Below are 26765 nucleotides of genomic sequence, written 5' to 3' on the forward strand. Positions count from 1 at the left end.
AAATGAGTAAAGTAGTAACATTTGGTGAGATTATGTTGCGATTATCACCACAAGGATTTTTAAGATTTTCACAAGCGGACAATTTTGATGTTGTTTATGGAGGCGGAGAATCAAACGTAGCAGTTTCTTTAGCCAACTATGGTGTTTCAGTAGATTTTGTAACACGTTTACCAAAAAATGACATTGGAGAATGTGCGATGATGGAAATGCGTAAAAGAGGCGTTGGAGTAGATAAGATTGTTTGGGGAGGAGATCGTTTAGGAATTTACTTTTTAGAGACAGGCGCAGTTAGTAGAGGTTCAAAAGTTGTGTATGATAGAGCACATTCATCTATGTCTGAAATTCAATTGGGCATGATAGATTGGGAGGAAGTTTTTGCTGGAGCCGAGTGGTTTCATTGGACAGGCATTACTCCAGCAATTTCACAAAGTTCAGCGGATGTTTGTTTAGAGGCAGTAAAAGCAGCCAGCAAATTAGGATTAACCATTTCCACAGATTTAAACTATAGAGCAAAACTTTGGAAATATGGTGGAGATAGAGAAGCAATTATGACCGAGTTAACATCGTATTGTGATGTTATTTTAGGCAATGAAGAAGATGCAGAAATGCACTTTGGCATTAAGCCAGAAGGAGCAGCAGTTCAAACACACGGACATGATGTAAAGGCAGAAGCGTTTTTATCGGTTTGTCAGCAAATGATGGCGAAATTCCCAAGAGCTAAAAAAGTAATTACTACGTTAAGAGGTTCAATTTCAGCATCTCATAACACTTGGGCCGGCGTTTTATATGATGGAAAACAACTATTGCAAACACGTCAGTATCAAATTACTGATATTGTAGATAGAGTTGGAGGTGGAGATAGTTTTATGGGCGGATTGATTTACGGATTATTAACGTATCCAGATGATGATCAAAACGCATTAGACTTTGCAGTAGCAGCCTCTTGTTTAAAACACACCATAAAAGGAGATGCCAACTTAGTAACTGTAGATGAAGTAACTAAATTAATGGGTGGTGATGCCTCAGGAAGAGTAGCACGATAACAAAGAAGTATTATAATTAAGTTTGGTTAAATCGGAAAGTTGAGTCGTAGAAAACACGACTCAACAATCCATTTTAAGAAAAGCTTCATTAAAAAAAGATAAATAAAAAATGGCACAATTTACAAGAATAGAAGTTGCAACAGCAATGAAAGAAACAGGGATGATTCCTTTATTTTTCAGTAATGATTTAGAAGTAAGTAAACAAGTATTAAAGGCATGTTATGATGGCGGAGCAAGATTGATGGAATTTACGGCACGAGGTGATTTTGCACACGAAGTTTTTGGAGAGTTAACCAAATATGCGATTAAAGAATTACCAGGAATGATTATGGGAGTTGGATCCGTAACCGATGCTGGCGCAGCTTCATTATATATGGCTTTAGGGGCAAACTTTATAGTAACACCTGTTTTAAGAGAAGATATCGCAGTAGTTTGTAATAGACGCAAAGTATTATGGTCACCAGGCTGTGGAACATTAACAGAAATTGCTAGAGCAGAAGAATTGGGCTGTGAAATTGTAAAATTATTCCCTGGAGATATTTACGGACCACAATTTGTAAAAGGAATAAAAGGACCACAACCTTGGACGAGTGTAATGCCAACAGGAGGTGTTTCACCTACAGAAGAAAACCTAAAAAGCTGGTTTAGTGCAGGAGTAACTTGTGTTGGAATGGGATCACAATTAATATCAAAAGAAATATTATCAAGTAAAAATTATACAAAGCTAACAGAAGATGTAAAAAGTGCTTTGGAAATTATTGAAAAAGTAAGATAGTAAACTATAAATTAAATTATTATTAAATGTCTATTAATTTTAATAGACATTTTTTATTAAAAAAATCTCAATAATTATTTAAATTTTTTGGGTATTTTCATATTGTCATCCATTTCTTTTTTAAGGTCTACTGCTTGAATATATATGGAAATTTTACTCCTTACAAAATATAATAACCCCATTATAACTGCTGCAATAGGTACAGTATATATAAATTCAACCTCATCAACATATTTTAAACTATCATTAAATATTCCTATTAATTGAAATAAATAAACTGTAATGGGTATAATTAAGGCATGAACCCACCAATGTTTATTGGTTATAAACCAAATAAATAATAGAATTAAAGGAACAAGTTTAGCAAATAAAAAATAAATAAATGATTGTGCAAATTTATAATGCCCACCTCTAATTGTTCCAAAAATAGTTTCTAAATTTTCAATATCTGGGTCTATACTTTTATGAAAATATAGTAAGTAAGGGATTGTGATAATTATTATAGCAATTAAACTACTAGCAATTAATGAAAGTCTTTTCTTGTTTTTCATTAGATTTTAGGGGTATAAATTTTAATGTAATCAAATATAGTTATTATTATTAATAAACACAAAAACCACATTGTTTTTTTCAATGTGGTAAATTATAATTTGTCAAAAAAATTGACTATTTGTTAAGCTCCTGTAGGTAAAATTACATCTCTTCTGATAGCTTGTTCATCACCAGAAGTATAGCTTAATACTGTTACGGCAACAAAAGCAGTTACCATAAGTAATCCGAAAATTAACTTTAATTTTTTCATTTTTAGTAAGAATTAAATGATTAGTAAGAACATCAAACTTACAAAAAATCTTACTTACAAGCAATAAAAATCCGCTTAAATTTTTAAAAATTTTAAAAATTAAGTGTATGTGAAAGTGATTTTTCCTTATTTTTCAAGTGTTAGAGCACTTTTTAAGGTGTTAAATCCTTTCAAATTTTAGTGTATAAAATTTCTATTTTGGAGATGTTTTAAAAGCTAATTTCATTTTTAATTGGATAAAACTGGGTGATTTAATCCTTAAAAACGATAAATTACAAATCCTCTCCGTAAAAATTTGCAATTATAGGGACGCCTTTATGTTGCAAATATAATTAAAGATATTTATATAAACAAAAAATATTGCAATTAATTCAATTAAAAATACCGTTTATTAAAAAAAAACAACCATTTATTCAATTTATGATGTATTTTGTTTTGTTGGATTTTTAAAGGTTATTTAATTAGAAAAATTTTGGTGTTGATTAATTTAAATTATTCTATTAATTTTTTGTGCAAATAATTACTTGAAGTTTATCATTATAATTTGTTGTGAAAAAAAGATATTGATTTCCACCGTCTTTTAAGCTAGTTTTTTTTCTGATTTGTTCAACAGACTCAGGGAAATTACGCGTAGTGATATTTGCTTTTTTTGAAGGGATTAATTTTTTAATTAATTTTTTGTCGTAAGAAATGCAGTGTTCAATTTTAAACGTTCTTCCTGGAAAATCAACTAACTCATTAGAAGTATATAAATGTGAATGTGGGTGTAATTTATCAATGGTTAATTTTTTTGATATTTGATAAAATCCGCCAGCTTTTAAAATAGCTGAATTTGGCTCATACAAATATTTTTTTGGCTCAGAATATGTTACATTGCTATCTTCATTAAAAATGAAATCAAATTTTTGATTACCATTTTTGTTAAAATTCATTGTTTTAATTTCAATAGCTTTTATGTAATCTTTTTTTAAAATAAATAATAGCTCTTTTACTTCATTTTCAATGGCAACTATATGAATTTCTTTTACAAAATTTAATTCTCTAATAGCACTTGTTATATCAAGAATTGGAGATACTTTAATTAAAATAGACTCTGCATGGTTAAATAAAAGTTCTAAATTTTTAGGAATATTTGGTAAACAGTCTTCTAATAAAAATACTTTACCTTTTGTGTCATTTCTTCTGGAAGGATCAGTATAAATCCAATCAAATTTTTGATTTTTTTCTGTTAAAAATGCTAGGCCATCATTATTTTTAGTTTCAATATTAGTTACTTTTATTTGTTGATAATTATGTGTAACAATTTCTGACAATTCACTGTTTATTTCGCAATGTGTTACATTTTTAACTTTGTGTGAAAAAAAATAAGCATCTACGCCAAAACCACCAGTAATATCTACTAATGTATTTCCTGAAACCAAATTAGCTTTATACGTTGCTGTAATTTCTGAGGAAGTTTGTTCAATGTTTAATTTGTTAGGGAAATATATGTTTTCTGTTGAAAACCACGTTGGTAATTTTGTTTCACATTTGTTTTTTGATACAATTTGTGCTGCGATTTCTTGTATGGAAACATTTTGAAAAGGACTTCCTTTTAAAATTAGTTTGGTAATATCAGTTTTTAAATTTGAATTTATAAAATCCTGAACTTCGGTATGTAAAATATTTAAATTCAATTTAGATGTTGCTTAATTCAACAAGTTTTGTAATGGTATTCCAGTTTCTAGAGGTTGCATAAACTTTTAACTTAGCTTCAATATTAGTGTTTGAAAGTTTGGTTCTTCCAAATCCATTTGGACAATAAATGTACACGTTTCTTTCTTTAAATATTATTTTTTCATCAGGAGCGGCTAAGGATTTTACTTTTTCAATTCCTTCTTCAGCAGGGTTTTCTTTTAAAATTGTAACACAAACATTTTTAAAATCTAATTCAGTAATATTTTTAAACGCATTAAAGTTATAAATTGCTGTTAGCTCACTTTTTTTTAAAACAAGAACTTTAATTGCGTAGCTAAACTGTTTTTTAATTTCATTTATAATTGTATGTTCAATTTTAGAAGTATTTAATTCATCAGAAGAAAAAATTACGTTACCACTTTGTATATAGGTTGTAACATTTGTGTAGCCGTTATTGATAAAAAGTTGTTGTAAATCAACCATTTTAATTTTGTTATGCCCAGAAACATTTATTCCTCTTAAAAGCGCAATATAAGTGTTCATTTTATAAATCTTTAGTTAATGACTTTACAATCTTATTATCGGCTAAAAACGCCTTTAAAATTACTTTAATAGCAGTATAAGTTGGTATGGCTACAATCATTCCTGTTACGCCAAACAAAATTCCAGCAATCATAATTATTAAAAATATTTCTAAAGGATGTGATTTTACACTATTAGAAAAAATTAAAGGTTGACTTAAAAAATTATCAATTAATTGTGCAATTATATAACCAATCATTACATAAATTGTGGTAGGAAGTATTACTGTTTGAAAATCTTCACCGAGATTACTGCTCATTGATAAAAATAGCATTAAAATACCACCAATAATTGGCCCAACATATGGAATTAAGTTTAATAAAGCGCATAAAAAAGCAATAACAATAGCATTTTCAATACCAAAAATTACTAATACCAATGTGTAAATTATAAATATAATTGTAATTTGAAAAACAAGACCAATAAAATATCTTGATAAAAGGTTTTGAATTGTTTTTAATGAGTTACGAAGCTTACTTTCACTATTATCATTTACTAAAACGTATATTGATTTTTCCATAATTCCAGTATCTTTCATTAAAAAAAAGGTAATAAAAAGTACTGAAAACAACCCAATACTTAAATTTCCTAATGTGCTTATAACTGAGTTTAATAAGTTTGGAATTGCTGTTAAATTTTTAAATAAATCGGCATTTTTTAGTTCATTTAAAATATCAATATTTTGCGCTAAAAAATAATCATTAATTTCATTTAATAGATGTGCAATTGTGTATTGTAGCTGATCTGTATTTAATAATGATAAATTTTCTCCTTGTTTTATAATTAAAGGAATAAACATACTTATAAGTCCCGATAAAATTCCTAAAAACACACACATTGTTGAAATAACTGCTAATGTGTTTGGAAACCTTAATTTGTATTTTAAAAAACGAATAATTGGACTGCCAATTAATGAAATAACACCCGCAATGGCGATATAAATTAATATGGATTGTATTTTATACAGAAAAAATAATAAGAGCCCAATTCCAAATATAATTGCTAATGCTTTTAAAATTCCGTTTGTAATTGTATTTGAATTCATAGTACTGTTTTTTAAAATCCAATGGCAGTATCGTCACCTCTATAATCTGCTCCGCCTTCTAATTTGCCATTTGGCAAACGTAAAATTGCATCAACTTTTCCAATTATTGTGGTGTTTTCTTGTTTAATGGTATATCCTTTTTTGTTTAAACGTTTTATTAATTTTGTTGAAAAACCTTTAGGTTCCATTGTTATTTCATCTGGCAACCATTGATGATGAAATCTCGGCAAATTTACGGCTTCTTGCATTCCAAAACCAAATTCATACACATTTAAAATAGTTTGCATAACAGAAGTGATAATTGTAGATCCGCCAGGTGAACCAACTGACATATAAAACTGATTGTCTTTTTCTACAATTGTTGGAGTCATAGAGCTTAACATTCTTTTTTCTGGAGCAATTGCATTAGCTTCTGCACCAATCAATCCAAACATATTTGGAGTTCCTGGTTTTGAACTAAAATCATCCATTTCGTTATTTAGAAAAAAGCCAGCTTCCGAAACAAAAACTTTTGAACCATAAGCGCCATTTAAAGTTGTAGTTGCAGAAATTGAATTCCCAAAACTATCTACAATTGAATAATGCGTGGTTTCGTCACTTTCATAACCAACAACAGTTCCGTGTTTTATGGTTGATGATGGAGTTGCTTTTTTCCAAGTAAAATTTGCCATTCTTTTTTGAATATATTTTGATGAAATTAGCGTATCGATTGGAATATTTACAAAATCTGGATCTCCTAAATAAAAAGATCTATCTGCATAAGATCTTCTTTCTGCTTCGGTAATTAATTGTATCGATTTTAATGAATTATGTCCAAATTCAGCAATGTTAAATGGCTCAATGGCTTTAAAAATTTGCGCATTACAAATTCCACCGCTTGATGGTGGCGACATAGAAATTATTTTTAAATCTTTATATGTAAATTCAATAGGTTTTCGCCATTTAGCTTCATATTTTTCTAAATCTTGATGCGTTATAATTCCACCTAATTTTTGGACGTAGGTTATTAATAATTCAGCAGTTTTGCCTTTGTAAAAACCATCTCTACCGTTATCGCGTATTCTTTCTAAACTTTTTGCAAGTTGAATATATTTTATAGTATCGTTTGTTTTCCAATTAGCATCTAACAAAATAGTTGTATCGTTTACTTTGCTAAATAATGGTTTGTATTTATAAATTCTTTCAGCTTGTTTTTCCGTTACAACAACACCTTTGTAAGCTAAATCAATGGCAGGTTGAATTAATTCTGAAAATGGTAATGTTCCAAATTTTTCGTAGACCTTAAAAAGTCCGTCAACTGTTCCAGGAACTCCAATTGCCATAGCACCAAGTGTACTTTTTTCATTAATAATATCGCCAATTTCATTCAAATACATATTTTTTGAAGCTGCTAAAGGCGCTTTTTCTCTATAATCTAATGCGCCAGTTTTTCCATCAGTTGTTCTGTATACCATAAAACCACCGCCGCCAATATTTCCTGCAAATGGATACGCAACAGCTAAAGCTAATTCCGTTGCAATCATAGCATCAAAAGCATTACCTCCTTTTTTTAATATGTTAATGCCAATTTTTGAAGCTTCTTCACGTGCAGAAACTACCATAGCATTTTCAACAATAAGGCCTGTTATTTCTGTTGAAATTTTTGTTGGTTTACATTGAATAAAAAGCAACGAAGTAACGAATGCTAAAATTACATTTTTCATTGTGCAAGTAAAAATTTAGTTTTTTTATTAGTAAAATCAATTAAATCTTCAAAAAAAACTGTGAAATCTTTTTCAAGTTCTAGGTAATGAATTTGTAAATCTTCAACAGCTAAATCCATTTTAGAAATACCTTTGGTTCTTCTATTCATGCCAGCTAAAACTTTGGCAATTCCTTCAATAGAAGCGTAACTGACCAACCAATTATATTCAATCATATGCGGTAACATATTTTGTGCTCTTAAAGGAAGTTGGTGGTTATTTTGTTTTAAAAAAGCATAAATATTTTTAGCATATACTTTTAAGGGTATTTCTGAGTATTTATACCAATTTTTTGCTAAAAAATGATCGTATAAAATATCAATAATAACACCATTATAATGTCTGTATCTTTCGTTTAAGCGACGTTTGCTAATTTTTACAATTGGATGATTATCGGTATAATTATCAATTTCTCTGTGCAATAAAATTCCTGCTTTAATTTCTTTTGGGTAATTATTAAATTTTTTACCTTTCACAGCATCAGCAATAAAATTACCAATTAATATGTTTTCATTGCTTTTTGAAAGGTATAAATGTGCCAAAAAATTCATAGGAAAAATTTAAAAACAATGATACAAAAAAATCCGCTAAAAGCGGATTTTTGATATTTAATATTTTTGGATGGTTTTAGCTATTTAGCATCACTGGCATTACTAACATTGTAATAAATTCACCTTCATCAACACCATCTGCAGGGGTTAAAATTCCGGCTCTGTTAGGTAAACTCATTTCAATTAAAACATCATTAGAATTTAAATTGCTTAACATTTCTGTTAAAAAACGAGAGTTAAAACCAATTTGCATATCATCTCCTTGATATTCACAAACTAAACGCTCTTCAGCTTTGTTAGAATAATCAATATCTTCAGCAGAAATATTTAATTCTGTTCCTGCCATTTTTAATCTGATTTGATGTGTTGTTTTGCTAGAGAAAATAGAAACACGACGTGCAGCATTTAAAAAAGTACCTCGGTCTACAGTTAATTTGTTTGGATTTTCTTTTGGTATAACTGCTTCATAATTTGGATATTTTCCATCAATTAATCTACAAATTAATACAACATTATCAAAAATAAATTTCGCGTTTGCTTCATTATATTCAATAGTTACGTCACTTTCAGATCCAGCTAAAATTCCTTTTAATAAGTTTAAAGGTTTTTTTGGCATAATAAATTCTGCTGCAGTATTTGCAGTGACATCTGTTCTTGTATATTTTACTAATTTGTGCGCATCTGTTGCAACAAAAGTTAATCCGTCGTTACTAAACTGAAAAAATACGCCACTCATTACAGGTCTTAAATCGTCATTTCCAGCTGCAAAAATAGTTTTTGAAATAGCTGTGGCTAAAACATCACCAGGAACAACTGTGCTACTTGGCGATTGTATAGAAACTGCTTTTGGAAATTCACTTCCATCAAAATAAGCCATATCATATTTTCCTTGACTTGAGCTAATTTCAATAGTGTTATTTTCTTCCGTTTTAAAAGTTAATGGTTGATTTGGAAATGTTTTTAAGGTATCTAATAATAAGCGCGCAGAAATGGCAGCAGAACCTTCAGAATTAGATTCTACTTCTATAACGGTGCTCATTGTTGTTTCTAAATCAGATGCTGAAATTTTTAATTCATTTTGTTTTAATTCAAACAAAAAATTATCTAAAATAGGTAATGTGTTACTGCTATTAATTACTCCGCCTAATACTTGAAGTTGTTTTAATAATTGACTACTTGATACTATAAATTTCATTTATGATTATTTTAATGGAATAAGTTACAAATATATTCTAAATATGTTGTTTTAAAAAATGTTAGTTATTAACACTTTTATATGGTTGTAAACACTTTTTTGATTTTTTTTCTAAATTTTATTTAGTTATAATTGTGTTAATAAATGTTAACTAAATTAGTAATGGCGTAATTTAATTTTATATTTGTTTTTCTACTAAAAAATTAGATTTTTCATGAAAAAACGCTACTCAGTTCTTTTAATTTTAATATTCTTTTTTAATTTTTCAATTGCGCAAGCGCCTAAAAAGCCAACTTCTGGTGAAATTTATGAATCTATTGAAAAATTAAATTTTTTAGGTTCTGTTTTATATTTAGCCGCACATCCTGATGATGAAAACACTCGTTTAATTTCATATTTTGCTAATGATGTAAAAGCAAGAACAGCTTATTTAAGCATAACAAGAGGTGATGGTGGTCAAAATTTAATAGGTTCTGAATTGCGCGAATTATTAGGTGTTATTAGAACCCAAGAATTATTAGTTGCTAGAAAAATTGATGGAGGAGAACAATTTTTTACACGAGCCAATGATTTTGGCTACTCAAATCATCCAGATGAAACGTTGGAAATTTGGAACAAAGATGAAGTTTTACAAGATGTTGTAGCAGTAATTAGAAAATTTAAGCCTGATGTAATTGTGAACAGATTTAATGCAAATACGCCAGGAAGTACACACGGACATCATACTTCATCAGCCATGTTAAGCGTTGAAGCTTTTGATTTGGCCGATGATAATACATATAAAACATATTTGAAAAATGATGAAGTTTGGAAACCAAAACGATTATTTTTTAATACATCGTGGTGGTTTTATGGAAGTGAAGAAAATTTTAATAAAGCCGATAAATCCAATTTATTAAGCGTTGAAGTTGGTGGATATTATCAAAATTTAGGTTTGTCTAATGGTGAAATTGCAGCTTTAAGTCGCAGTCAACATCAATCGCAAGGATTTGGAAGTACAGGTTCCAGAGGAAACCAAACCGAATATTTAGAGTTTTTAAAAGGTGATTTTCCAACAAATAAAACTGTTTTTGATGGGATTGATACTACGTGGAATAGAGTAGATGGTGGTGCTAAAATTGATGAAATTTTACAAAAAGTAGCGGATGAATATAATTTTAATAATCCTTCTGCTAGTATTTCTGATTTGGTACAAGCATATGTTTTAATTCAAAATTTAAAAGATAATCATTGGAAAACTATTAAATCTAAAGAAATTGTTGATATTATTGCAGCTTGTTCAGGTTTGTATGTAGAAGCTGTTTCAAACGAATCGTCGACAACTACAAACTCAAAAAATAAAATTTCTATTGATGTTATTAACAGAAGTAATAAAAAAGTGATTTTAAAATCTGTTGATATTAAAACTTTAAATATCAGTAAATTAGAGAATATTGAGTTAAAAAATAATGAGCCTTTATCTATTAATTTTGATGTTGAAATTCCTGCTGAAATAAAAAATACTGCTCCATATTGGCTCACAAAAAAGGGTAGTTTAGGAATGTATAAAGCTGAAAACACTAATTTTATAAGTTTACCAGAAACGCCACGTGAAATTGTAGCTACTTTTTTTGTTGAAATTGATGGCGTAATAATACCAATTAATAAAGAAATTATTTTTAAATACAACGATCCTGTGAAAGGTGAAGTTTACAAACCTTTTGAAATTCTTCCTGAAATTTCAGCAACATTTACCGAGAAAGTTTTTGTTTTTTCAACTGAAAATTCTCAAAAAATTTCATTAAAAGTGAAATCGGTTAAAGATAATGTAGTGGGGAAATTAACATTATGTTATCCTGAAAATTGGAAAGTTCTACCAGAAAGTATTCCTTTCAAATTAACCCAAAAAGGAGAGGAGCAAACTTTTAGTTTTGAAGTTTTTCCACCTAAAAGTCAATCGGAAGGTGTTATTTCGCCTATTATTGATATTTATGGTAAATTATTTAGAAATGAATTGGTTGAGATTGATTACAATCACATCCCATTTCAATCGGTTGTAATGCCATCAGAAGCAAAAGTTGTACGTTTAAATATTGAGAAAAAAGGACAATTAATAGGCTATATTCAAGGAGCTGGAGATGAAATTCCAACTAGTTTACGACAAATTGGTTATACGGTTGTAGAATTAAATGAAGATGAAATTACACCAGAAAAATTAACTAACTTTGATGCAATAGTGTTAGGAATTAGAGCATATAATACCAATGATAAAGCTAAATTTTATCAAAAATATTTACATAATTATGTTAAAAATGGAGGGAATTTAATTGTGCAATACAATACAAATTTTAGGTTAAAAGTTGATGAAGTTGCACCGTATCCTTTAAAATTATCAAGAGATAGAGTTACGGAAGAAGATGCTGAAGTTAGAATACTAAATCCAGAACATGAGTTGTTAAATTTCCCAAATAAAATTACACAAGCAGATTTTGATGGTTGGGTGCAAGAAAGAGGCTTATATTTTCCAAATGAATGGGACAATCATTTTGAGGCGCTTTTTAGTATGAATGATAAAAATGAATCAGCAAGCGATGGTAGTTTATTAATTGCTAAATTTGGCAAAGGGAACTTTATGTATACAGGTTTAAGTTTTTTTAGAGAATTGCCTGCAGGAGTTTCTGGAGCATATAAATTATTTGCAAATATGCTTTCAGTTGGAAAAAATCCATCAGAAAAAATAATTAAAAACTAATATGGACAATCAAAAATATCATTGGAAAAGTGAGTATACTACTGTATTATTACTGAATGCTTTTTATATTTTAGTGTTTTATATTTTAATGGAAATTTTCACTTAAAATTATGCAACAACTAGATTGGATAATACTTATTGGTACGTTACTTTTTATTGTTTCTTACGGAGCATATAAAACACGTGGCAGCAAAAATGTTGATGATTATATAAAAGGAGGAAGTGAAGCCAAATGGTGGACCATAGGTTTATCTGTTATGGCAACACAAGCTAGTGCCATAACTTTTTTATCAACCCCAGGACAAGCATTTCATAGCGGAATGGGTTTTGTGCAATTTTACTTTGGATTGCCAATTGCAATGGTGGTTATTTGTTTGGTTTTTATTCCAATTTACCACAGATTAAAAGTTTTTACAGCCTATGAATATTTAGAAACCAGATTCGATTTAAAAACAAGAAGTTTAGCAGCTATTTTATTTTTAATTCAAAGAGGGTTGGCTGCAGGAATTACCATTTTTGCACCTGCCATTATTTTATCGGCAGTATTAGGTTGGAATTTAACGATGCTAAACATTATTATTGGTGTTTTAGTGATAATTTATACAGTTTCAGGTGGTACAAAGGCAGTTAGTGTTACACAAAAACAGCAAATGGCTGTAATATTTGGAGGAATGTTTGTTGCGTTTTACTTAATAGTAAGTTATTTGCCTGAAGATATTTCTTTTATTGAAGCTATAAAAATTGCTGGTGCAAGTGGAAAAATGGATATTCTTGATTTTTCTTTTAATTTAGAAAACAGATATACATTTTGGAGTGGAATTATTGGAGGTTCTTTTTTAGCGTTGTCCTATTTTGGTACAGATCAAAGTCAAGTACAACGTTACTTGTCTGGTAAATCATTAAAAGAGATGCAGTTAGGGCTAATTTTTAATGGGCTATTAAAAGTCCCAATGCAATTTTTTATTTTATTGGTGGGTGTTATGGTTTTTGTTTTTTATCAGTTTAATCCTTCACCTTTAAATTTTAATCCGGCTGCAAATAATGCTGTTAAAAACTCCGAATATGCGAATGAGTATAAATTGCTGGAAGAAAGGCAATTAGAAATTGAGAAACAGAAGTATATAGCTAGTTTGAAATACGGTAATGAATTAATGAATGCGGAATTAATTGAAAATATTCAGCAAATAAATTCATTGGATTTAGAGAATAGAGATCAGGCTAAAGAATTAATAAAAAAAGCAAATTCATCGGTTGAAACTAATGATAAAGATTACGTGTTTATACATTTTATTTTACACAATTTGCCGAGAGGATTAATTGGTTTGTTGTTGGCCGTAATTTTGTCAGCAGCAATGTCAAGTACTGCGTCGGAGTTAAATGCTTTAGCAAGTACTACAGTTATTGATTTATATAAAAGAAATGTTATTTCAGATAAAACGGACGACCATTATGTTAAAGTATCAAAATGGTTTACGCTACTTTGGGGATTAATTGCTATTTCTGTTGCTTGTGTTGCAAATTTGTTCGATAATTTAATTCAATTGGTAAATATTATTGGATCTATCTTTTATGGAAATGTATTAGGAATATTTTTGTTGGCATTTTTTATCAAATACGTAAAAAGTAACGCTGTTTTTATTGCAGCTTTAATTACACAAATAATAGTAATTGTTGGTTGGTATTATGATTGGATGCCTTATTTATGGTTAAATTTATTTGGTTGCTCATTAGTTATGTTTATGGCAATTTTAATTCAATTTCTCACTTCTAAAAAATAATAAAAAAAGCAACTAATTATTAGTTGCTTTTTTTATGATTTAATATTTTATTTATTTTATAGGAATGAATAATCTCACTTTTTCCCAAGCAATTTCAATTCCTTCATTATTTATACTATAATTCAATTCTTCTTGGTTTTCTTCTACAATTTGAGGTGTAACATTCATTCTTAAAACATCTTCATTTTCGTTGTAAGAATTTGAACCCCAAGCATCGTTTTCACTACTTAAAATAATGGTCCAGTCACTATCTTCTTTAGGTATAATAAAAAAACCATATTTGCCAGCGTAAATGGCTTTGTTTTTTATTGTAACTTCTTCATCAAATGAAATAGTAGTATTTTCATTTGCTCCAGCTCTCCAAACTTGATTATAAGGAACTAACTCTCCCCAAATTACTCTTTCTCTAACACTTGGTGCGCCAAAATCGATATCTACAGAAACGTGTCCGATTGTTCCGTTCACTTGCTTTCTAGGACTTTTTTGTGCAAACACAATGGTGGTTAGCATTAATAAAATAATGGTTAATTTAAAATTTTTCATATGTATTATTTTTGCCATTGGGCTATTGATTCTTTGTTCATCTTAATATAATCGGCATTATTTGCTTTTTCTGCAGCTGCCAATGATTTTTGAGCTGTTGCAATTGCTCCTTTTTTATCACCTAAATCAGCTTGAATTAGGCTCATTCTACGTAAATACCAAAATGGAGGATTTTCACCTGCAGTAGCTTTTTGCATCCAAGATAATGCTTGTTTTAAGTCTTTTCCTTCTGTATGGTAATAAGTTGCTGCTTGAAAGTAATCATTGCTTGATGGTCCAGCCATAACAGTTTCAATACTTTTTGTAGTAATAGCATCTGTTGGAACATCAAATTTAACGCCAGCATAAACATTTTCCCAAAGCATTCCTAAAACTGCAGAACCTGTAGCTAAATCATCAAAAGTAATTGTGAAAGTTTCAACTTTCATTGGCATTTGTAATACTTCAACAGTTGTTTTTGCTGCTACTTTTGATTCGTCCCATTTTTGAGGAGTTCCCCAGTTATTTGAATCAGAATAAAATATTACTTCCCATGATTTTTCACCAGGAATTGTATAAATAGCATAGGTTCCTTTTTTTAACTCTTTACCATCAACAGTTACATTATCACTAAAAGTAATTTTTGTATTTGCATTTGCTCCAGTTCTCCATACTTGACCATAAGGTACTAAATCTCCAAAAATTGTTCTTCCACGCATTCCAGGGCGAGAATATTCAACAGTTACATCGGTTAAACCAACTACTTGTTCTATTTTTGATGTTGGACTAGGTTGCGGTGTTTTAATTTGTGCGTTAGCAGTTAGTGCACAACTAACGAATACAAATAATATTGATAATTTTTTTAGCATAATAGTTATATTTTTAAGTTTATTAACAAATATAACATTTTAAAAGCCTATTTTTTTTAGACTTTTAATTTTAACACTTTCTTAAGAAGAAATTTTATTTTTATTATTGGTACTTTTTAAGTCTTAAATAGTAAAATAAAAAACCAAAAAGAGCTAATATAATTAATGGAAAGGCAATATTTATAAATTGCCATTTATTGGCTTCTTCAAATGCTTTTTGTTTATCTAAAAAATTAATTTTAATCTTTTTTGATCGAATATTTAATAAGCCAGTATCATCTAATAAGTAATTAACGGAATTTAATAGAAAATCTTTATTTCCATAGCGTTGATTCGTCCATTTATCAACTCCCAATTCTAGCGGTTGTCCTTTTGATATTTCATTAGCAATAACATCACCATCAGAAATTACAATCATTTTATTTGCACTGCTATTATCAATTGGTTTTATGGTTTTAAAAGGTTTAACTCTGCCGTTATAAGCCGATTTAAATTCACCTTCTAAAAGAACAGCTAAAGGCTGGTTTCCATTAGTGTACGCTTCTTTTTTTGGTTGTTCACCAATTGTTTTTAAACTAATAATTGAAGGTGTTCCAATAATTTTTGAAAGAGGAGAACTTTGTAATAAAACCGTTTTTTTAATATTATTTTTTAAAGTATCAATATTATTAGCGAATCTTAAATTTACGGCTTCAATATTGGTGTTAATTGGATGATTATTTTTTGATATTGCTAACGGAAAATAAACCCAAGGAAACTGACTAAATTGTGTTTGATTGCCAATATTACCAGTTGCTAAAGGAATTTGTGAGCAATATAAATCGGTTACTAAATCTGAATTTATGCGAATACCATAATTGAAAAAGAAATCTGTCAATCCTAAATCTCTTGGATACGCTAAAGTTTCTCCGGTTTGTTGTAAACTATCTAATTCTGCCTGAACATTATCAATCATCCAAAGCGTTTTACCGCCATTCATTACAAATTGATCTAGTGCAAATTTCTCTTGTTCAGTAAATTTTTCAGTTGGTTTTGCAATAATTGCTAAATCAAATTTAGCAAGATCGAACAGTGTTTTTTGAGGTTGGTTTTCAATAGAATCTAAAGTGAATTGCGCTAATAAATAATACTCATTTAATTTTCTTAAAAAATCAGCAATATAAATATCAGGTAATTCACCATTTCCTCTTAAAACGGCTATTTTTTTTGATTTGGTTGCTATTATTTTATGAATAGCATTTGCAAAAGCGTATTCTAAATTTTGGATAGAACTTTCTAATTGTTCATCTTGCGAATTGGAAAAAACATCATTTAATAATGGAATTATTTCGGTTTTATTTTTATAATTGATGACAGCATACGGAAATAAAACCATTTCAGATAATTTTCCATTTTCCTGAACCTGCAAGCTACTTGGTTCTAATCCGCTAGCAATTAATTCTTCAGCAATATCTGTTGGATTTATAAAACGGTATTGAATGTTTTTGTTAACAGATTTTAATTCTTCTAAATGCAATTTTGTTTCTGTTTGAAGGCGTTTAAATTCCGCAGGAAAATCACCTTGTAAATACACTTTAACAAGTATAATATCATCTACTTTTTTTGCTATATTTTTTGTGGTTTCAGAAAGTGTATAACGATGATCTTCCGTTAAATCGAAACGTTTGTATATTTTGTTTCCTAAAAAGTTTATCAAAAATAAACCAACAACAAAAATTGCTATTTTAGATGTTTTACTTTGCATTTTCAATTTTAAAGTTGGTTAAAAATAAAAATAGAATTGTAACAGAAAAAAAGTAAATTAAATCTCTCGTGTCAATTACACCTTTTCCAATACTGTTAAAATGTGCGCTCATTCCTAAATTTTGAACCGTATAATCTAAATTTCCTAATAAATTATAACTTGCTAAGGCTTCAAACCCGTAGTATAAAAAGAATGAAGTAAAAACCGCAACTAAAAATGATACAATTTGATTTTTTGATAATGTTGATGAAAATATACCAATGGCAGTGTACGCACTTGCTAAAAATAGTAAACCAATAAAAGAACCTAACGTAGTGCCAATAGCTATATTTCCAACGGGATTTCCAAGTTGATAAACGCTATAAGCATATATTAATGTTGGGATAATTGCAATAATAACTAAAAGCAATGCGCCAAAATACTTACCCAAAATAATTTGCCAAGTTGTAATTGGTTTTGTTTTTAAAATTTCAATAGTTCCAGTATTTATTTCATCAGAAAAACTGCGCATTGTAATTGCTGGAATTAAAAAAATAAATATCCACGGTGCTAAAAAAAAGTAACTATTTAAATCGGCAAAACCGGCGTGTAAAATATTAAAATCACCTTCAAAAACCCATAAAAATAAGCCGTTTACAAGTAAGTACAATGTAACTACTAAATAACCTATTGGTGATGAAAAAAATGATGTAAGTTCTTTTTTTAAAATTGGTATCATTTTATGTTAAGCTTTCTAATTTATCTACACTCCAGGCTTCTGGTTTGTCAGAAAAAAGGACTTTTGTTTTTGCCCAAACCGTTTTAAAAAGTTCAGAATTTCTATAATTATTTAAATGTTTTTCAGAATCCCAGTAACTGTATGAAAAAAATATATTTGTATTGTTTTTATCTCTGTACAATTCTAATAAACGGCAGCCTTCAAAGTTTCGTATGTTGTTTTTATTATCATTAAAATTGGTAAGGAACGTTTCAATATTGGTTGTTTCAAATGTTAATTTCACAATTCTTACAAACATATTTTATGTAAATTTTACGGTAATTGAATCTCTATAATTTAAACCTAGTAAAGAAGCTGCGCCACCAACAGTATTTAAATTGCTTCGGTAAATGGCAATTTCTAAATAATTTGCTGTATTAAATAAAGCCAATCGTGTGCCATCTTTTTGACGCAGTTCTTTAGGAACTGAAAAATCTACAATATCGCTATATTTTTCAACAATTTTTTTAAAGGAATATCTGTTGGCAATAACTTCAAAATCACGACCTTTTCCAATCTCATTAAAAGCTTTTTTTGTAATATTACTGATGGAATTTCCATAATTATCTACATAAATAACGTTACCAAAAATAGTATTATTGTCTCCAGAAACTGTTGGTTGTAATTCTACCATCCTTTCAAAATCTGGAATAGTTTTTCCTATAACTTCTAAAGTTCCACCTCTTGCAATATGACAAGCAACTTTCACAAAAACATCTAAAACAGGAAAAATAGTTTCAACACGGTCGTGAATATTTATTTCAACAATTTTTTCTGGTTTAATTTCAGATGCCAATAAAGAAATAACACCATTATTTGGACAAATAAAGTAGTGATTGTCTAATAATAAAGCAATGTGCTTGTTCTCATCATTTAATTCAGAATCTACGCCAATTATATGAATACTGCCGTTTGGAAAACTTTTATAGGCGTTTTTTAAAATATAAGCCGTTTCGGCAATATTAAATGGTGAAATTTGGTGCGAAATATCAACAATTCTGGCATTAGGTAATTCACTGTAAATGGTACCTTTTATGGCTCCTACAAAATGGTCTTTTGTTCCAAAATCAGTAGTTAACGTTATTATTGACATAAATATTTTCGCAAGTTTTTTTTAAAATCTTTAAAATTAATACCTTAATAAAATGTTTAAAACTTATTTGTAAAGATTAAAATTTTATTAGTTGATATAATTAAATTTGTTACAAATCTAATCAATTATTCTGTTAATGGAAATCTAATTTTTATTTAAACTTAACAACTTTTATCATTTGAACGAGCGCATTATTGAATTGACAGAGATTAATCCAAACGATTTATTTGGAACACAAAATTCTCATGTAGAAATATTAAAAAAGTATTATCCAAAACTTAAAATTGTTGCACGTGGCAATAGCTTAAAAGCCTATGGTGAACCTGAAATTTTGGATGAATTTGAGAAACGTTTAGCAATGCTTATCAATTATTTTAATAAGTATAATAAGTTAGACGGAAATAGTATTGAGCAAATTTTAACGTCTAATGGAAAAGAATCTAAAACGTCTAAGTTTGCAGATGATGTTTTAGTGCACGGCGTAAGTGGTAGATTGATAAAAGCACAAACCGTAAATCAACGTAAAATGGTTGATAAAATGGCAAAGAATGATATGCTTTTTGCCATTGGTCCTGCAGGAACAGGGAAAACTTATACAGCCGTTGCTTTGGCTGTAAAGGCGTTGAAAGAAAAAGAAGTTAGAAGAATTATTTTAACCAGACCAGCAGTAGAATCTGGCGAAAACTTAGGTTTTTTGCCAGGAGATTTAAAGGAAAAATTAGATCCATATATGCAACCATTGTATGATGCATTACGAGATATGATTCCTTTTGAAAGATTGGATGCTTATATTGAAAAGGGAATTATTGAAATTGCTCCCTTGGCATTTATGCGAGGAAGAACATTAGATAATGCTTTTGTAATTTTAGACGAAGCACAGAACACCACACACAACCAAATGAAAATGTTTTTAACAAGAATGGGTAAAAGCGCCCGATTTGTTATAAATGGAGATCCTGGGCAAATAGATTTACCACGCAGACAAGTTTCTGGTTTAAAGGAAGCTATGTTAACTTTAAAAGATATTAAAGGAATTGCATTTGTGTATTTTGATGATAAAGATGTAATTAGACACAGATTGGTAAAAGAAATAATTACAGCCTACAAAAATTTAGAAGTAGGTACCGAATAATTGAAGTATTTTTGAAATTTAATTAAGTAATACAACACAACACTAAAAATGAGCAATACAATTAATAACACCAATTATAATTTTCCAAATCAAACTTCAGTTTATAAAGGAAAAGTTAGAGAAGTTTATAATATAAATAATGAATTATTAGTAATGATAGCTTCAGATAGACTTTCTGCGTTTGATGTTATTATGCCAAAACAAATTCCGTTTAAAGGACAAATATTAAATCAAATTGCTTCAAAAATGATGGAAGCAACCAAAGATATTGTTCCAAATTGGATTATTGCTATTCCAGATCCAAATGTGGCAATTGGCCATATGTGTACACCGTTTAAAGTTGAAATGGTGATACGAGGTTACTTATCTGGTCACGCTGCACGTGAATATAAAGCAGGAAAGCGTTTACTTTGTGGTGTTGCAATGCCTGAAGGAATGAAAGAAAACGATAAATTTCCTACTCCAATTATTACGCCTTCAACAAAAGCAGATAACGGAGCACACGATGAAGATATTTCAAAAGAAAATATTTTAGCTAAAGGAATTGTTTCTAAAGAAGATTATGAAGTTTTAGAAAATTATACACGTGCTTTATTTAAAAAAGGAACTGAAATTGCTGCAAAACGCGGTTTAATTTTGGTGGATACTAAGTATGAATTTGGAAAAACAAAAGATGGTAAAATTGTTTTAATTGATGAAATTCATACACCAGATTCTTCTCGTTATTTTTATGCAGATGGTTATCAAGAAAGACAAAATAGAGGAGAGGCTCAAAAGCAATTATCTAAGGAGTTTGTACGTCAATGGTTAATTGCCAATGGTTTTCAAGGACTAGAGGGACAAGTAATTCCTGAAATGAATGAAGAAAAAATAAACGAAATTTCTGACAGATATATTGAGTTATATGAAAAAATAACTGGTGAAACTTTTATAAAGTCAGACGTTAGCAATATTGCAGAACGTATTGAGAAAAATGTGTTGGCTTTTTTAAATAAAAAATAGTTTATTGATACTGAAAATAACTGTTCACTTGTGTATAATTAATTGCACCTGTATTATTTTGTAAATATTCAATCAATCCTTCGGCTGTAGTGTAAGGTTTAATTGTTGGTGTTTGTGTAAAATAAGTGTCATATACTGCTGGAATATAATCATTTAAACCAACTGTCAATGTAGTGTTGTCATTTAATTGTTGGTTATTTTCATCTCTAATTTCAATAGTGCTATTTACTTGTAAGATGTTAACTCCGGCATAATAAATAGCAATTTTACTTTGTTTTAAAAAGTTTTTAATTTCAGCAATTGTCATACTGTAAGTAACTGAACCATTGTTAAAAGGATCAATACTATATATTTCACGTTTTAATATATTGCCAGCGTCTAAAGTGTTTCTTATACCTCCAGTATTTTGAAAAGTTAGATCAACATTCATTTGTTTTCTTAAAATATCAGTATACAAACTACCAACATCAGATTTTGAATGATACGCTTCGGAAAAACCAATTATATCATCTAAATTTGAATTGGCATTATAATAATCTACTTTTTCTTTAATAGCAGCATCAAAATTGGTGTAATTATTTAGGTTAATTAGTTGGTAACTAATAGATTCTATTTGTTTATTTTTTATAGATAATTTTATTTTTCCTAAATTATTTAAATTTGAACCGGCTTGATAAATAGGAATGTTATTAACTGTTTGATTGGTTACAGTATGTGAATGTCCGCCAATAATTAAATCAAAATAAGGATAATTATTTGCCAGTTTAAAATCTGAATTTTCACCTAAATGGGTGAGTGCTACTAAAACATCTGCTTGTTGACTTTCTTTTAAATTAGCATATTTTACAACGCTGTTTTCAAACTTTTCAAAAGTTAAATTTTGTACGCGCCAAGGATGTGTTGATGGAATAATATCATTGTCTTTTCCTGAGGTTTCTACTAACCCTAAAAAAGTGATATTAAGTCCGTTAATTGTGATAGTTTTAAAAGCATTTGGTTGTGAAATAGTACTATTACTAGTATTTACATTAGCACAAATCCAGCTGAATTTTGATTGGCTAAAACGATCATTTAAAATAAGTTCTCCATAATCAAATTCGTGATTTCCAATAACAGAAACGTCAAAGCCAACAGCGTTCATAACATCAATCATAGGGAAACCTTTTTGCGGATGATTATCTACGACTGGATTCCCAGAAAAAATATCGCCGCCACAAACTAAAAGTACGTTAGATAATTTTTTTTCTTCATCAACAATATGTTTAATTTTTGAGAAATTATCTAATTGTCCGTGTTGATCATTAATATGAAATATAGTAATTTCTTGACTTTGATTAGTCGGGATTTGAGTGTTTTCACTATTTTTTGAACATGCTAAAAATAGTACTGAAATTATAAAATATTTTATGATGAAATTTATTGATTTCATTTTTTATAAATTTTATTTCAATTCTGTTCGAAATAAATTATGATAAATTTAGTAAAAATTAAGCTGTTATTTTTTTAATTCTTTAAAAATATTAATGAGCTCTTCTGAAGTTAAATCTGTCTGTAACCAGTTTAATGCGCTCTCATAAGTAGAAAAGATATCAACAGTTTGGTTTAACTCGTTTTGCTTCATTTTATAAATAGTAGCAGGAACAATTTGGTTAGGAGTTCTGGTTAAAAATGCCAGTTTTTTGTAACCAAAAATTTTAGGAATTTGTTTTAAGTAATTCACATAATCTTCAATTTCATTAGGTGTCATTTTAAAATCTACATTTTTAAAATTTATAATGTAATTTAAAGAATTTTTATAAGATGGATTGTCAATTACTTTTACTTTAAAGTTTTTATAGGAATCAATATCCAGAGGGCCTTCGTGGCATTCTACAATAAGATTATATTTTTCTAGAATTTGATAATTACTGTTTAATGGGGTCATTTAAAAATATTTTTGGGGTAAAAAACAATATACCAAAACTAATTTTTGGTATATTGTTAGTTGAAAGCACTTAACTTCGTTTTATTTCTTTTTTTGTTGTTTCGCTTGTTGCTCTTGCGCTTGTTTCATTGCGTCATTTAATTTCTGACGGAATTTACTTTCCTTTTTAGGTTTTAGTTTGTTTTCCTGAATTTTAGCATGTATTTTATCTTCATCAATAATATAATTTTTGATGACTAACATAATTCCAACAGTTAATAAGTTAGATACAAAATAATATAAACTCAAACTACTTGCATACATATTAAAGAAAATCAACATCATAACTGGCGACAGATACATCATCATTTTCATCATTTTTTGCATATCTGGCATTCCTTCTTGTTGAGGTTGCATGTTCATTTGCTGACTTTGACTCATTCTCATATAAAAGAAAATGGCTACAGATGCTAAAATTGGAAATAAACTAATATGATCTCCATACATTGGTATTTTAAATGGTAATTTAAAGACTGAATCATAAGCAGATAAATCTTCGGCCCATAAAAATCCTTTTTGACGTAAATCTATATTTGAAGGAAAAAATCTAAATAAAGCAAAGAAAACTGGCATTTGTAACAGTGCTGGAATACATCCGGAAAGCGGACTAACACCTGCTTTACTTTGTACCGCCATTGTTTCTTGTTGACGTTTCATTGCGTTTTCTTTACCAGGCAAACGTTTGTTAATTTCTTCCATTTCTGGACGAAGTACTTTCATTTTGGCACTTGATAGGTACGATTTATACACTAAAGGCGACATTATAATTCTAACAACAATAGTTAGCAGAATAATAATTAAACCGTAATTACCAATAAATCCTTGTAAAAAGTTGAATACTGGAATAAAAATATATCTGTTAATAAACCCAAATATTCCCCAACCTAAGTTTACAACTTCTTTAATATTTCTATCATATTTTTTTAAAATTTGGTAATCATTTGGTCCAATGTACCAATTCATTTTATGATTTATTTCACCACTTTCTAAAGCAATTGGTGCTTTTAAATGAAATTGTTTGGTAAAAGTGGTATCAATATCTTCATTTTCAACCAATGATTTTGAAGTTAAAGTTGCTTTTTCAAATGCATCATCAGTAATTAATATTGAAGAGAAAAAGTGTTGTTTAAATGCTACCCAATTTACATCAGATTCTTCGGCATCATCTTCTTTTCCAACGGATAGATAATCAATTTTTTCATCTTCTTTTTCATAATACATTTCAGTTTGTTGATTTTCGTAGCGAATACTTTTTTCATTTTTAAACGCTTTTAAATCCCAGTCTAAAACTAATTGTTGTGATGAATTGATAGCTGAACTTAAACCTTGTGAACGAATTATGAAATCAATCATATATTCATCAGGTTTTAATTCATATCTATATTCTAAAAATTTATCTTCAGCTACTTTCAATTTCATAGAAAGCACCTTGTTATCTCCATTTTTAGTTACACTTGGTTCAAAAAATAAATCTTTAGTATTTAAAGATCTGTTATCAGAAGTACCAAAATTAATATTGAAAGATGTGTTGTTATCTTTAACAATATATAATGGTAAAGAATCATGAGTAACGTATTTTTTTATTAAAGCTTCTTTAATTTGTCCACCTTTATTAGAAATAACCAATTTTATCAAGTCGTTTTCTAAAATAGTTTCATTATTGGTTGCTGATGGTAATGATGCAGAATATGCAAATACGCCAAGTTCACCTTTAGCTTTTTCAAAAGAAAGCGAATCAGTAACTTGTGTAATTATTGAATCAGAATCTATTGATTTTGTTGTTGTTGAAGTTGGTGTTTCTTCTTGAACTTGCTCCGTTTTGGCTTTTTCTGCGGCTAATTCTTCAGGAGTTGGTTGATTGGTGTACATCCACCAAATCATAATTGCACCTAATAGAACGAATCCTATGAGTGAATTAATGTCGAATTTTTTTTCTTCCATGAGTGTTTATAAAATGTCAATTTGTCATTTTCTTTTTTAAAAGTTTTAAAAAAGTCCGACAAAAGTACTAAATGTATTGTTATTTATTAGTATTTATTAATGATTGTATGTTAGTTCAAAGAGTGTTCCAAAGATGCTTTTACAAAATCTACAAATAAAGGATGTGGATTAAGTACGGTACTTTTGTACTCTGGATGATACTGTACGCCAATAAACCAAGGATGCGATGGTATTTCTATAACTTCCACCAAATCTGTTTTTGGATTTTTTCCAGTGGCAATCATTCCAGCATTTTCAATTTGTTTTAAATAAGAACTATTAAATTCATATCTATGTCTGTGGCGTTCACTAATATTTTCTTTTTTGTAAATATTTTTTATTTTACTGTTTTCTTTTAATTTGCAATCCCAAGCTCCTAAACGCATTGTTCCACCATAATTGGTAATGCTTTTTTGCTCTTCCATTAAATCAATTACTGGATTTTTGGTATTGTTATTCATTTCACTTGAGTTAGCATCAGCTAAGCCAAGCACATTTCTAGAAAATTCAATAACTGCCATTTGCATTCCTAAGCAAATTCCTAAAAACGGAATATTGTTTTCTCTTGCATATTTAACTGCAGCAATTTTACCTTCAATTCCTCTTTCACCAAAACCTGGAGCCACTAAAATTCCGTTTAATTTTTTTAATTTATTTGGAACGTTTTCAACGGTTAAACCTTCAGAATGAATCCAATTAATATTTACTTGAACTTCATTTTGAGCACCAGCATGTATAAAAGCTTCGGAAATAGATTTGTAGGCGTCTTTTAATTCAACATATTTACCAATTAAACCAATTTCAACAGTATATTTTGGATTTTTAAATTTTGATAAAAATTCATTCCAAACTTTTAATTCTGGCTGTTTATCTTGTGGTAATTGTAATTTTTTAAGTACAACTAAATCTAAATTTTCATCTAACATTAAATTTGGAACATCATAAATTGTTTCTGCATCAATAGATTGAATAACATCTTCTTTTTTAACATTACAAAACAATGCCAATTTACTTTTTATAGAATCTGATATTTCGTGCTCTGTTCTACAAACTAAAATATCTGGACTTACACCACTTTGCATTAACATTTTTACAGAGTGTTGTGTTGGTTTTGTTTTCAATTCGCCTGCAGCAGCTAAATAAGGGACTAATGTTAAATGAATAACAATGGCATTTTCATGACCTAATTCCCATAATAATTGACGAACAGATTCTACATAAGGTAAAGATTCTATATCTCCAACGGTTCCGCCAATTTCAGTAATTACAATATCAAACTCTCCAGTATTACCTAATATTTGAACGCGATGTTTAATTTCATCTGTAATATGAGGAATCACTTGAACAGTTTTTCCTAAAAACTCACCTTTACGTTCTTTATCAATAACAGATTGATAAATTCGTCCAGTGGTAACATTGTTAGCTTGAGAAGTAGGAATATTTAAAAAACGTTCGTAATGTCCTAAATCTAAATCAGTTTCAGCACCATCATCGGTAACATAGCATTCGCCATGTTCATAAGGATTTAAAGTTCCAGGGTCAATATTAATGTATGGGTCAAGTTTTTGAATGGTTACCGAGTAGCCTCTTTCTTGTAATAATTTTGCTAAAGATGCAGCAATTATCCCTTTTCCAAGTGAAGATGTAACGCCACCAGTTACAAAAACATATTTCGTATTTTTCATTATCCGTAGGTTTGGGCAAAAGTACTAACTCTATTTTAGTTGACAAAAAAAGAACTCTTTAAAATTTTAAGAATTTTATAGTTATTTATTTTTTAAA

The 26765-nt window shown here is 29.0% G+C and carries 24 protein-coding genes; 6 read left to right on the forward strand and 18 right to left on the reverse strand.

The window, feature by feature from the left end; translation table 11 throughout:
* The first annotated feature begins 2 nt into the window (after positions 1-2).
* Together BM335_RS00005 and BM335_RS00010 are read left to right on the forward strand one after the other, a co-directional pair.
* Positions 3-1043 (forward strand): sugar kinase, encoded by a 1041-nt coding sequence (locus BM335_RS00005; protein WP_090221646.1) that lies wholly within the window; start codon positions 3-5, stop codon positions 1041-1043.
* A 109-nt stretch (positions 1044-1152) separates the two neighbouring features.
* The gene (locus BM335_RS00010; RefSeq protein WP_090221647.1) at positions 1153-1818 is read left to right on the forward strand and encodes a bifunctional 4-hydroxy-2-oxoglutarate aldolase/2-dehydro-3-deoxy-phosphogluconate aldolase; all 666 of its coding nucleotides are present in this window, start codon (positions 1153-1155) and stop codon (positions 1816-1818) included.
* 74 nt (positions 1819-1892) lie between these two features.
* On the opposite strand, the gene BM335_RS00015 is transcribed toward BM335_RS00010, so the two are convergent.
* From BM335_RS00015 to dnaN, 8 genes are all read right to left on the reverse strand, one after another.
* On the reverse strand, positions 1893-2369 hold the full coding sequence (locus tag BM335_RS00015) for a hypothetical protein (RefSeq protein ID WP_090221648.1): 477 nt from the start codon (positions 2367-2369) through the stop codon (positions 1893-1895).
* A gap of 122 nt (positions 2370-2491) precedes the next feature.
* Complete coding sequence (locus tag BM335_RS15945) at positions 2492-2620, reverse strand: hypothetical protein (RefSeq protein ID WP_262493851.1); 129 nt, start codon at positions 2618-2620, stop codon at positions 2492-2494.
* 500 nt (positions 2621-3120) lie between these two features.
* Complete coding sequence (locus tag BM335_RS00020) at positions 3121-4296, reverse strand: class I SAM-dependent methyltransferase (RefSeq protein ID WP_090221649.1); 1176 nt, start codon at positions 4294-4296, stop codon at positions 3121-3123.
* A 1-nt stretch (position 4297) separates the two neighbouring features.
* Positions 4298-4840, reverse strand: a complete 543-nt coding sequence (locus tag BM335_RS00025) for a DUF1697 domain-containing protein (RefSeq protein ID WP_090221650.1) — start codon at positions 4838-4840, stop codon at positions 4298-4300.
* 1 nt (position 4841) lies between these two features.
* Positions 4842-5924 carry an AI-2E family transporter gene (locus BM335_RS00030; RefSeq protein ID WP_090221651.1) on the reverse strand — a complete coding sequence of 361 codons (1083 nt, stop codon included), beginning with the start codon at positions 5922-5924 and terminating at the stop codon, positions 4842-4844.
* 11 nt (positions 5925-5935) lie between these two features.
* Positions 5936-7627, reverse strand: coding sequence for a gamma-glutamyltransferase (gene ggt / locus BM335_RS00035; RefSeq protein WP_090221652.1), 1692 nt, complete (start codon positions 7625-7627; stop codon positions 5936-5938).
* On the reverse strand, positions 7624-8217 hold the full coding sequence (locus BM335_RS00040; protein ID WP_090221653.1) for an acyl carrier protein phosphodiesterase: 594 nt from the start codon (positions 8215-8217) through the stop codon (positions 7624-7626). Before BM335_RS00040 ends, ggt begins: the two co-directional genes overlap by 4 nt.
* Before the next feature lie 76 nt (positions 8218-8293).
* Positions 8294-9412: a DNA polymerase III subunit beta gene (gene dnaN, locus BM335_RS00045; protein ID WP_090221654.1), complete on the reverse strand. Its 1119-nt coding sequence runs from the start codon at positions 9410-9412 to the stop codon at positions 8294-8296.
* Positions 9413-9626: 214 nt separating this feature from the next.
* Between dnaN and BM335_RS00050 the strand changes: the two genes are divergently transcribed.
* Both BM335_RS00050 and BM335_RS00055 read left to right on the forward strand, forming a co-directional pair.
* Positions 9627-12143 (forward strand): PIG-L family deacetylase, encoded by a 2517-nt coding sequence (locus BM335_RS00050; RefSeq protein ID WP_090221655.1) that lies wholly within the window; start codon positions 9627-9629, stop codon positions 12141-12143.
* 110 nt (positions 12144-12253) lie between these two features.
* Positions 12254-13921, forward strand: coding sequence for a sodium:solute symporter family protein (locus BM335_RS00055; protein ID WP_090221656.1), 1668 nt, complete (start codon positions 12254-12256; stop codon positions 13919-13921).
* A 51-nt stretch (positions 13922-13972) separates the two neighbouring features.
* On the opposite strand, the gene BM335_RS00060 is transcribed toward BM335_RS00055, so the two are convergent.
* The 6 genes from BM335_RS00060 to BM335_RS00085 all read right to left on the reverse strand — a co-directional run bounded on the left by BM335_RS00060 (position 13973) and on the right by BM335_RS00085 (position 18906).
* Entirely contained in the window at positions 13973-14464 is a 492-nt protein-coding gene (locus tag BM335_RS00060; protein ID WP_177219113.1) for a DUF2911 domain-containing protein, read from the reverse strand.
* A 5-nt stretch (positions 14465-14469) separates the two neighbouring features.
* A complete protein-coding gene (locus tag BM335_RS00065) occupies positions 14470-15312 on the reverse strand; it encodes a DUF2911 domain-containing protein (RefSeq protein WP_090221658.1) in 843 nt (280 codons plus the stop codon).
* 103 nt (positions 15313-15415) lie between these two features.
* A complete protein-coding gene (gldG, locus tag BM335_RS00070; RefSeq protein WP_090221659.1) occupies positions 15416-17056 on the reverse strand; it encodes a gliding motility-associated ABC transporter substrate-binding protein GldG in 1641 nt (546 codons plus the stop codon).
* The gene (gldF, locus tag BM335_RS00075) at positions 17046-17774 is read right to left on the reverse strand and encodes a gliding motility-associated ABC transporter permease subunit GldF (RefSeq protein WP_090221664.1); all 729 of its coding nucleotides are present in this window, start codon (positions 17772-17774) and stop codon (positions 17046-17048) included. Before gldF ends, gldG begins: the two co-directional genes overlap by 11 nt.
* A gap of 1 nt (position 17775) precedes the next feature.
* Positions 17776-18072, reverse strand: a complete 297-nt coding sequence (locus BM335_RS00080; RefSeq protein ID WP_090221666.1) for a putative quinol monooxygenase — start codon at positions 18070-18072, stop codon at positions 17776-17778.
* Between the two features lie 3 nt (positions 18073-18075).
* On the reverse strand, positions 18076-18906 hold the full coding sequence (locus BM335_RS00085) for an SAM hydrolase/SAM-dependent halogenase family protein (RefSeq protein ID WP_090221669.1): 831 nt from the start codon (positions 18904-18906) through the stop codon (positions 18076-18078).
* 178 nt (positions 18907-19084) lie between these two features.
* Between BM335_RS00085 and BM335_RS00090 the strand changes: the two genes are divergently transcribed.
* Complete coding sequence (locus BM335_RS00090; RefSeq protein WP_090221671.1) at positions 19085-20038, forward strand: PhoH family protein; 954 nt, start codon at positions 19085-19087, stop codon at positions 20036-20038.
* A 48-nt stretch (positions 20039-20086) separates the two neighbouring features.
* Positions 20087-21040, forward strand: coding sequence for a phosphoribosylaminoimidazolesuccinocarboxamide synthase (locus BM335_RS00095; RefSeq protein ID WP_090221674.1), 954 nt, complete (start codon positions 20087-20089; stop codon positions 21038-21040).
* A gap of 1 nt (position 21041) precedes the next feature.
* On the opposite strand, the gene BM335_RS00100 is transcribed toward BM335_RS00095, so the two are convergent.
* The 4 genes from BM335_RS00100 to BM335_RS00115 all read right to left on the reverse strand — a co-directional run bounded on the left by BM335_RS00100 (position 21042) and on the right by BM335_RS00115 (position 26668).
* Positions 21042-22469: a bifunctional metallophosphatase/5'-nucleotidase gene (locus tag BM335_RS00100; RefSeq protein ID WP_090221676.1), complete on the reverse strand. Its 1428-nt coding sequence runs from the start codon at positions 22467-22469 to the stop codon at positions 21042-21044.
* 66 nt (positions 22470-22535) lie between these two features.
* Positions 22536-22964, reverse strand: a complete 429-nt coding sequence (locus BM335_RS00105; RefSeq protein ID WP_090221679.1) for a hypothetical protein — start codon at positions 22962-22964, stop codon at positions 22536-22538.
* Between the two features lie 81 nt (positions 22965-23045).
* Entirely contained in the window at positions 23046-24944 is a 1899-nt protein-coding gene (gene yidC, locus BM335_RS00110; protein ID WP_090221681.1) for a membrane protein insertase YidC, read from the reverse strand.
* A 110-nt stretch (positions 24945-25054) separates the two neighbouring features.
* Positions 25055-26668, reverse strand: coding sequence for a CTP synthase (locus BM335_RS00115; RefSeq protein WP_090221684.1), 1614 nt, complete (start codon positions 26666-26668; stop codon positions 25055-25057).
* Between the last annotated feature and the right edge of the window lie 97 nt (positions 26669-26765).

It is taken from the genome of Lutibacter maritimus, assembly GCF_900116115.1.
Taxonomy (GTDB): domain Bacteria; phylum Bacteroidota; class Bacteroidia; order Flavobacteriales; family Flavobacteriaceae; genus Lutibacter; species Lutibacter maritimus.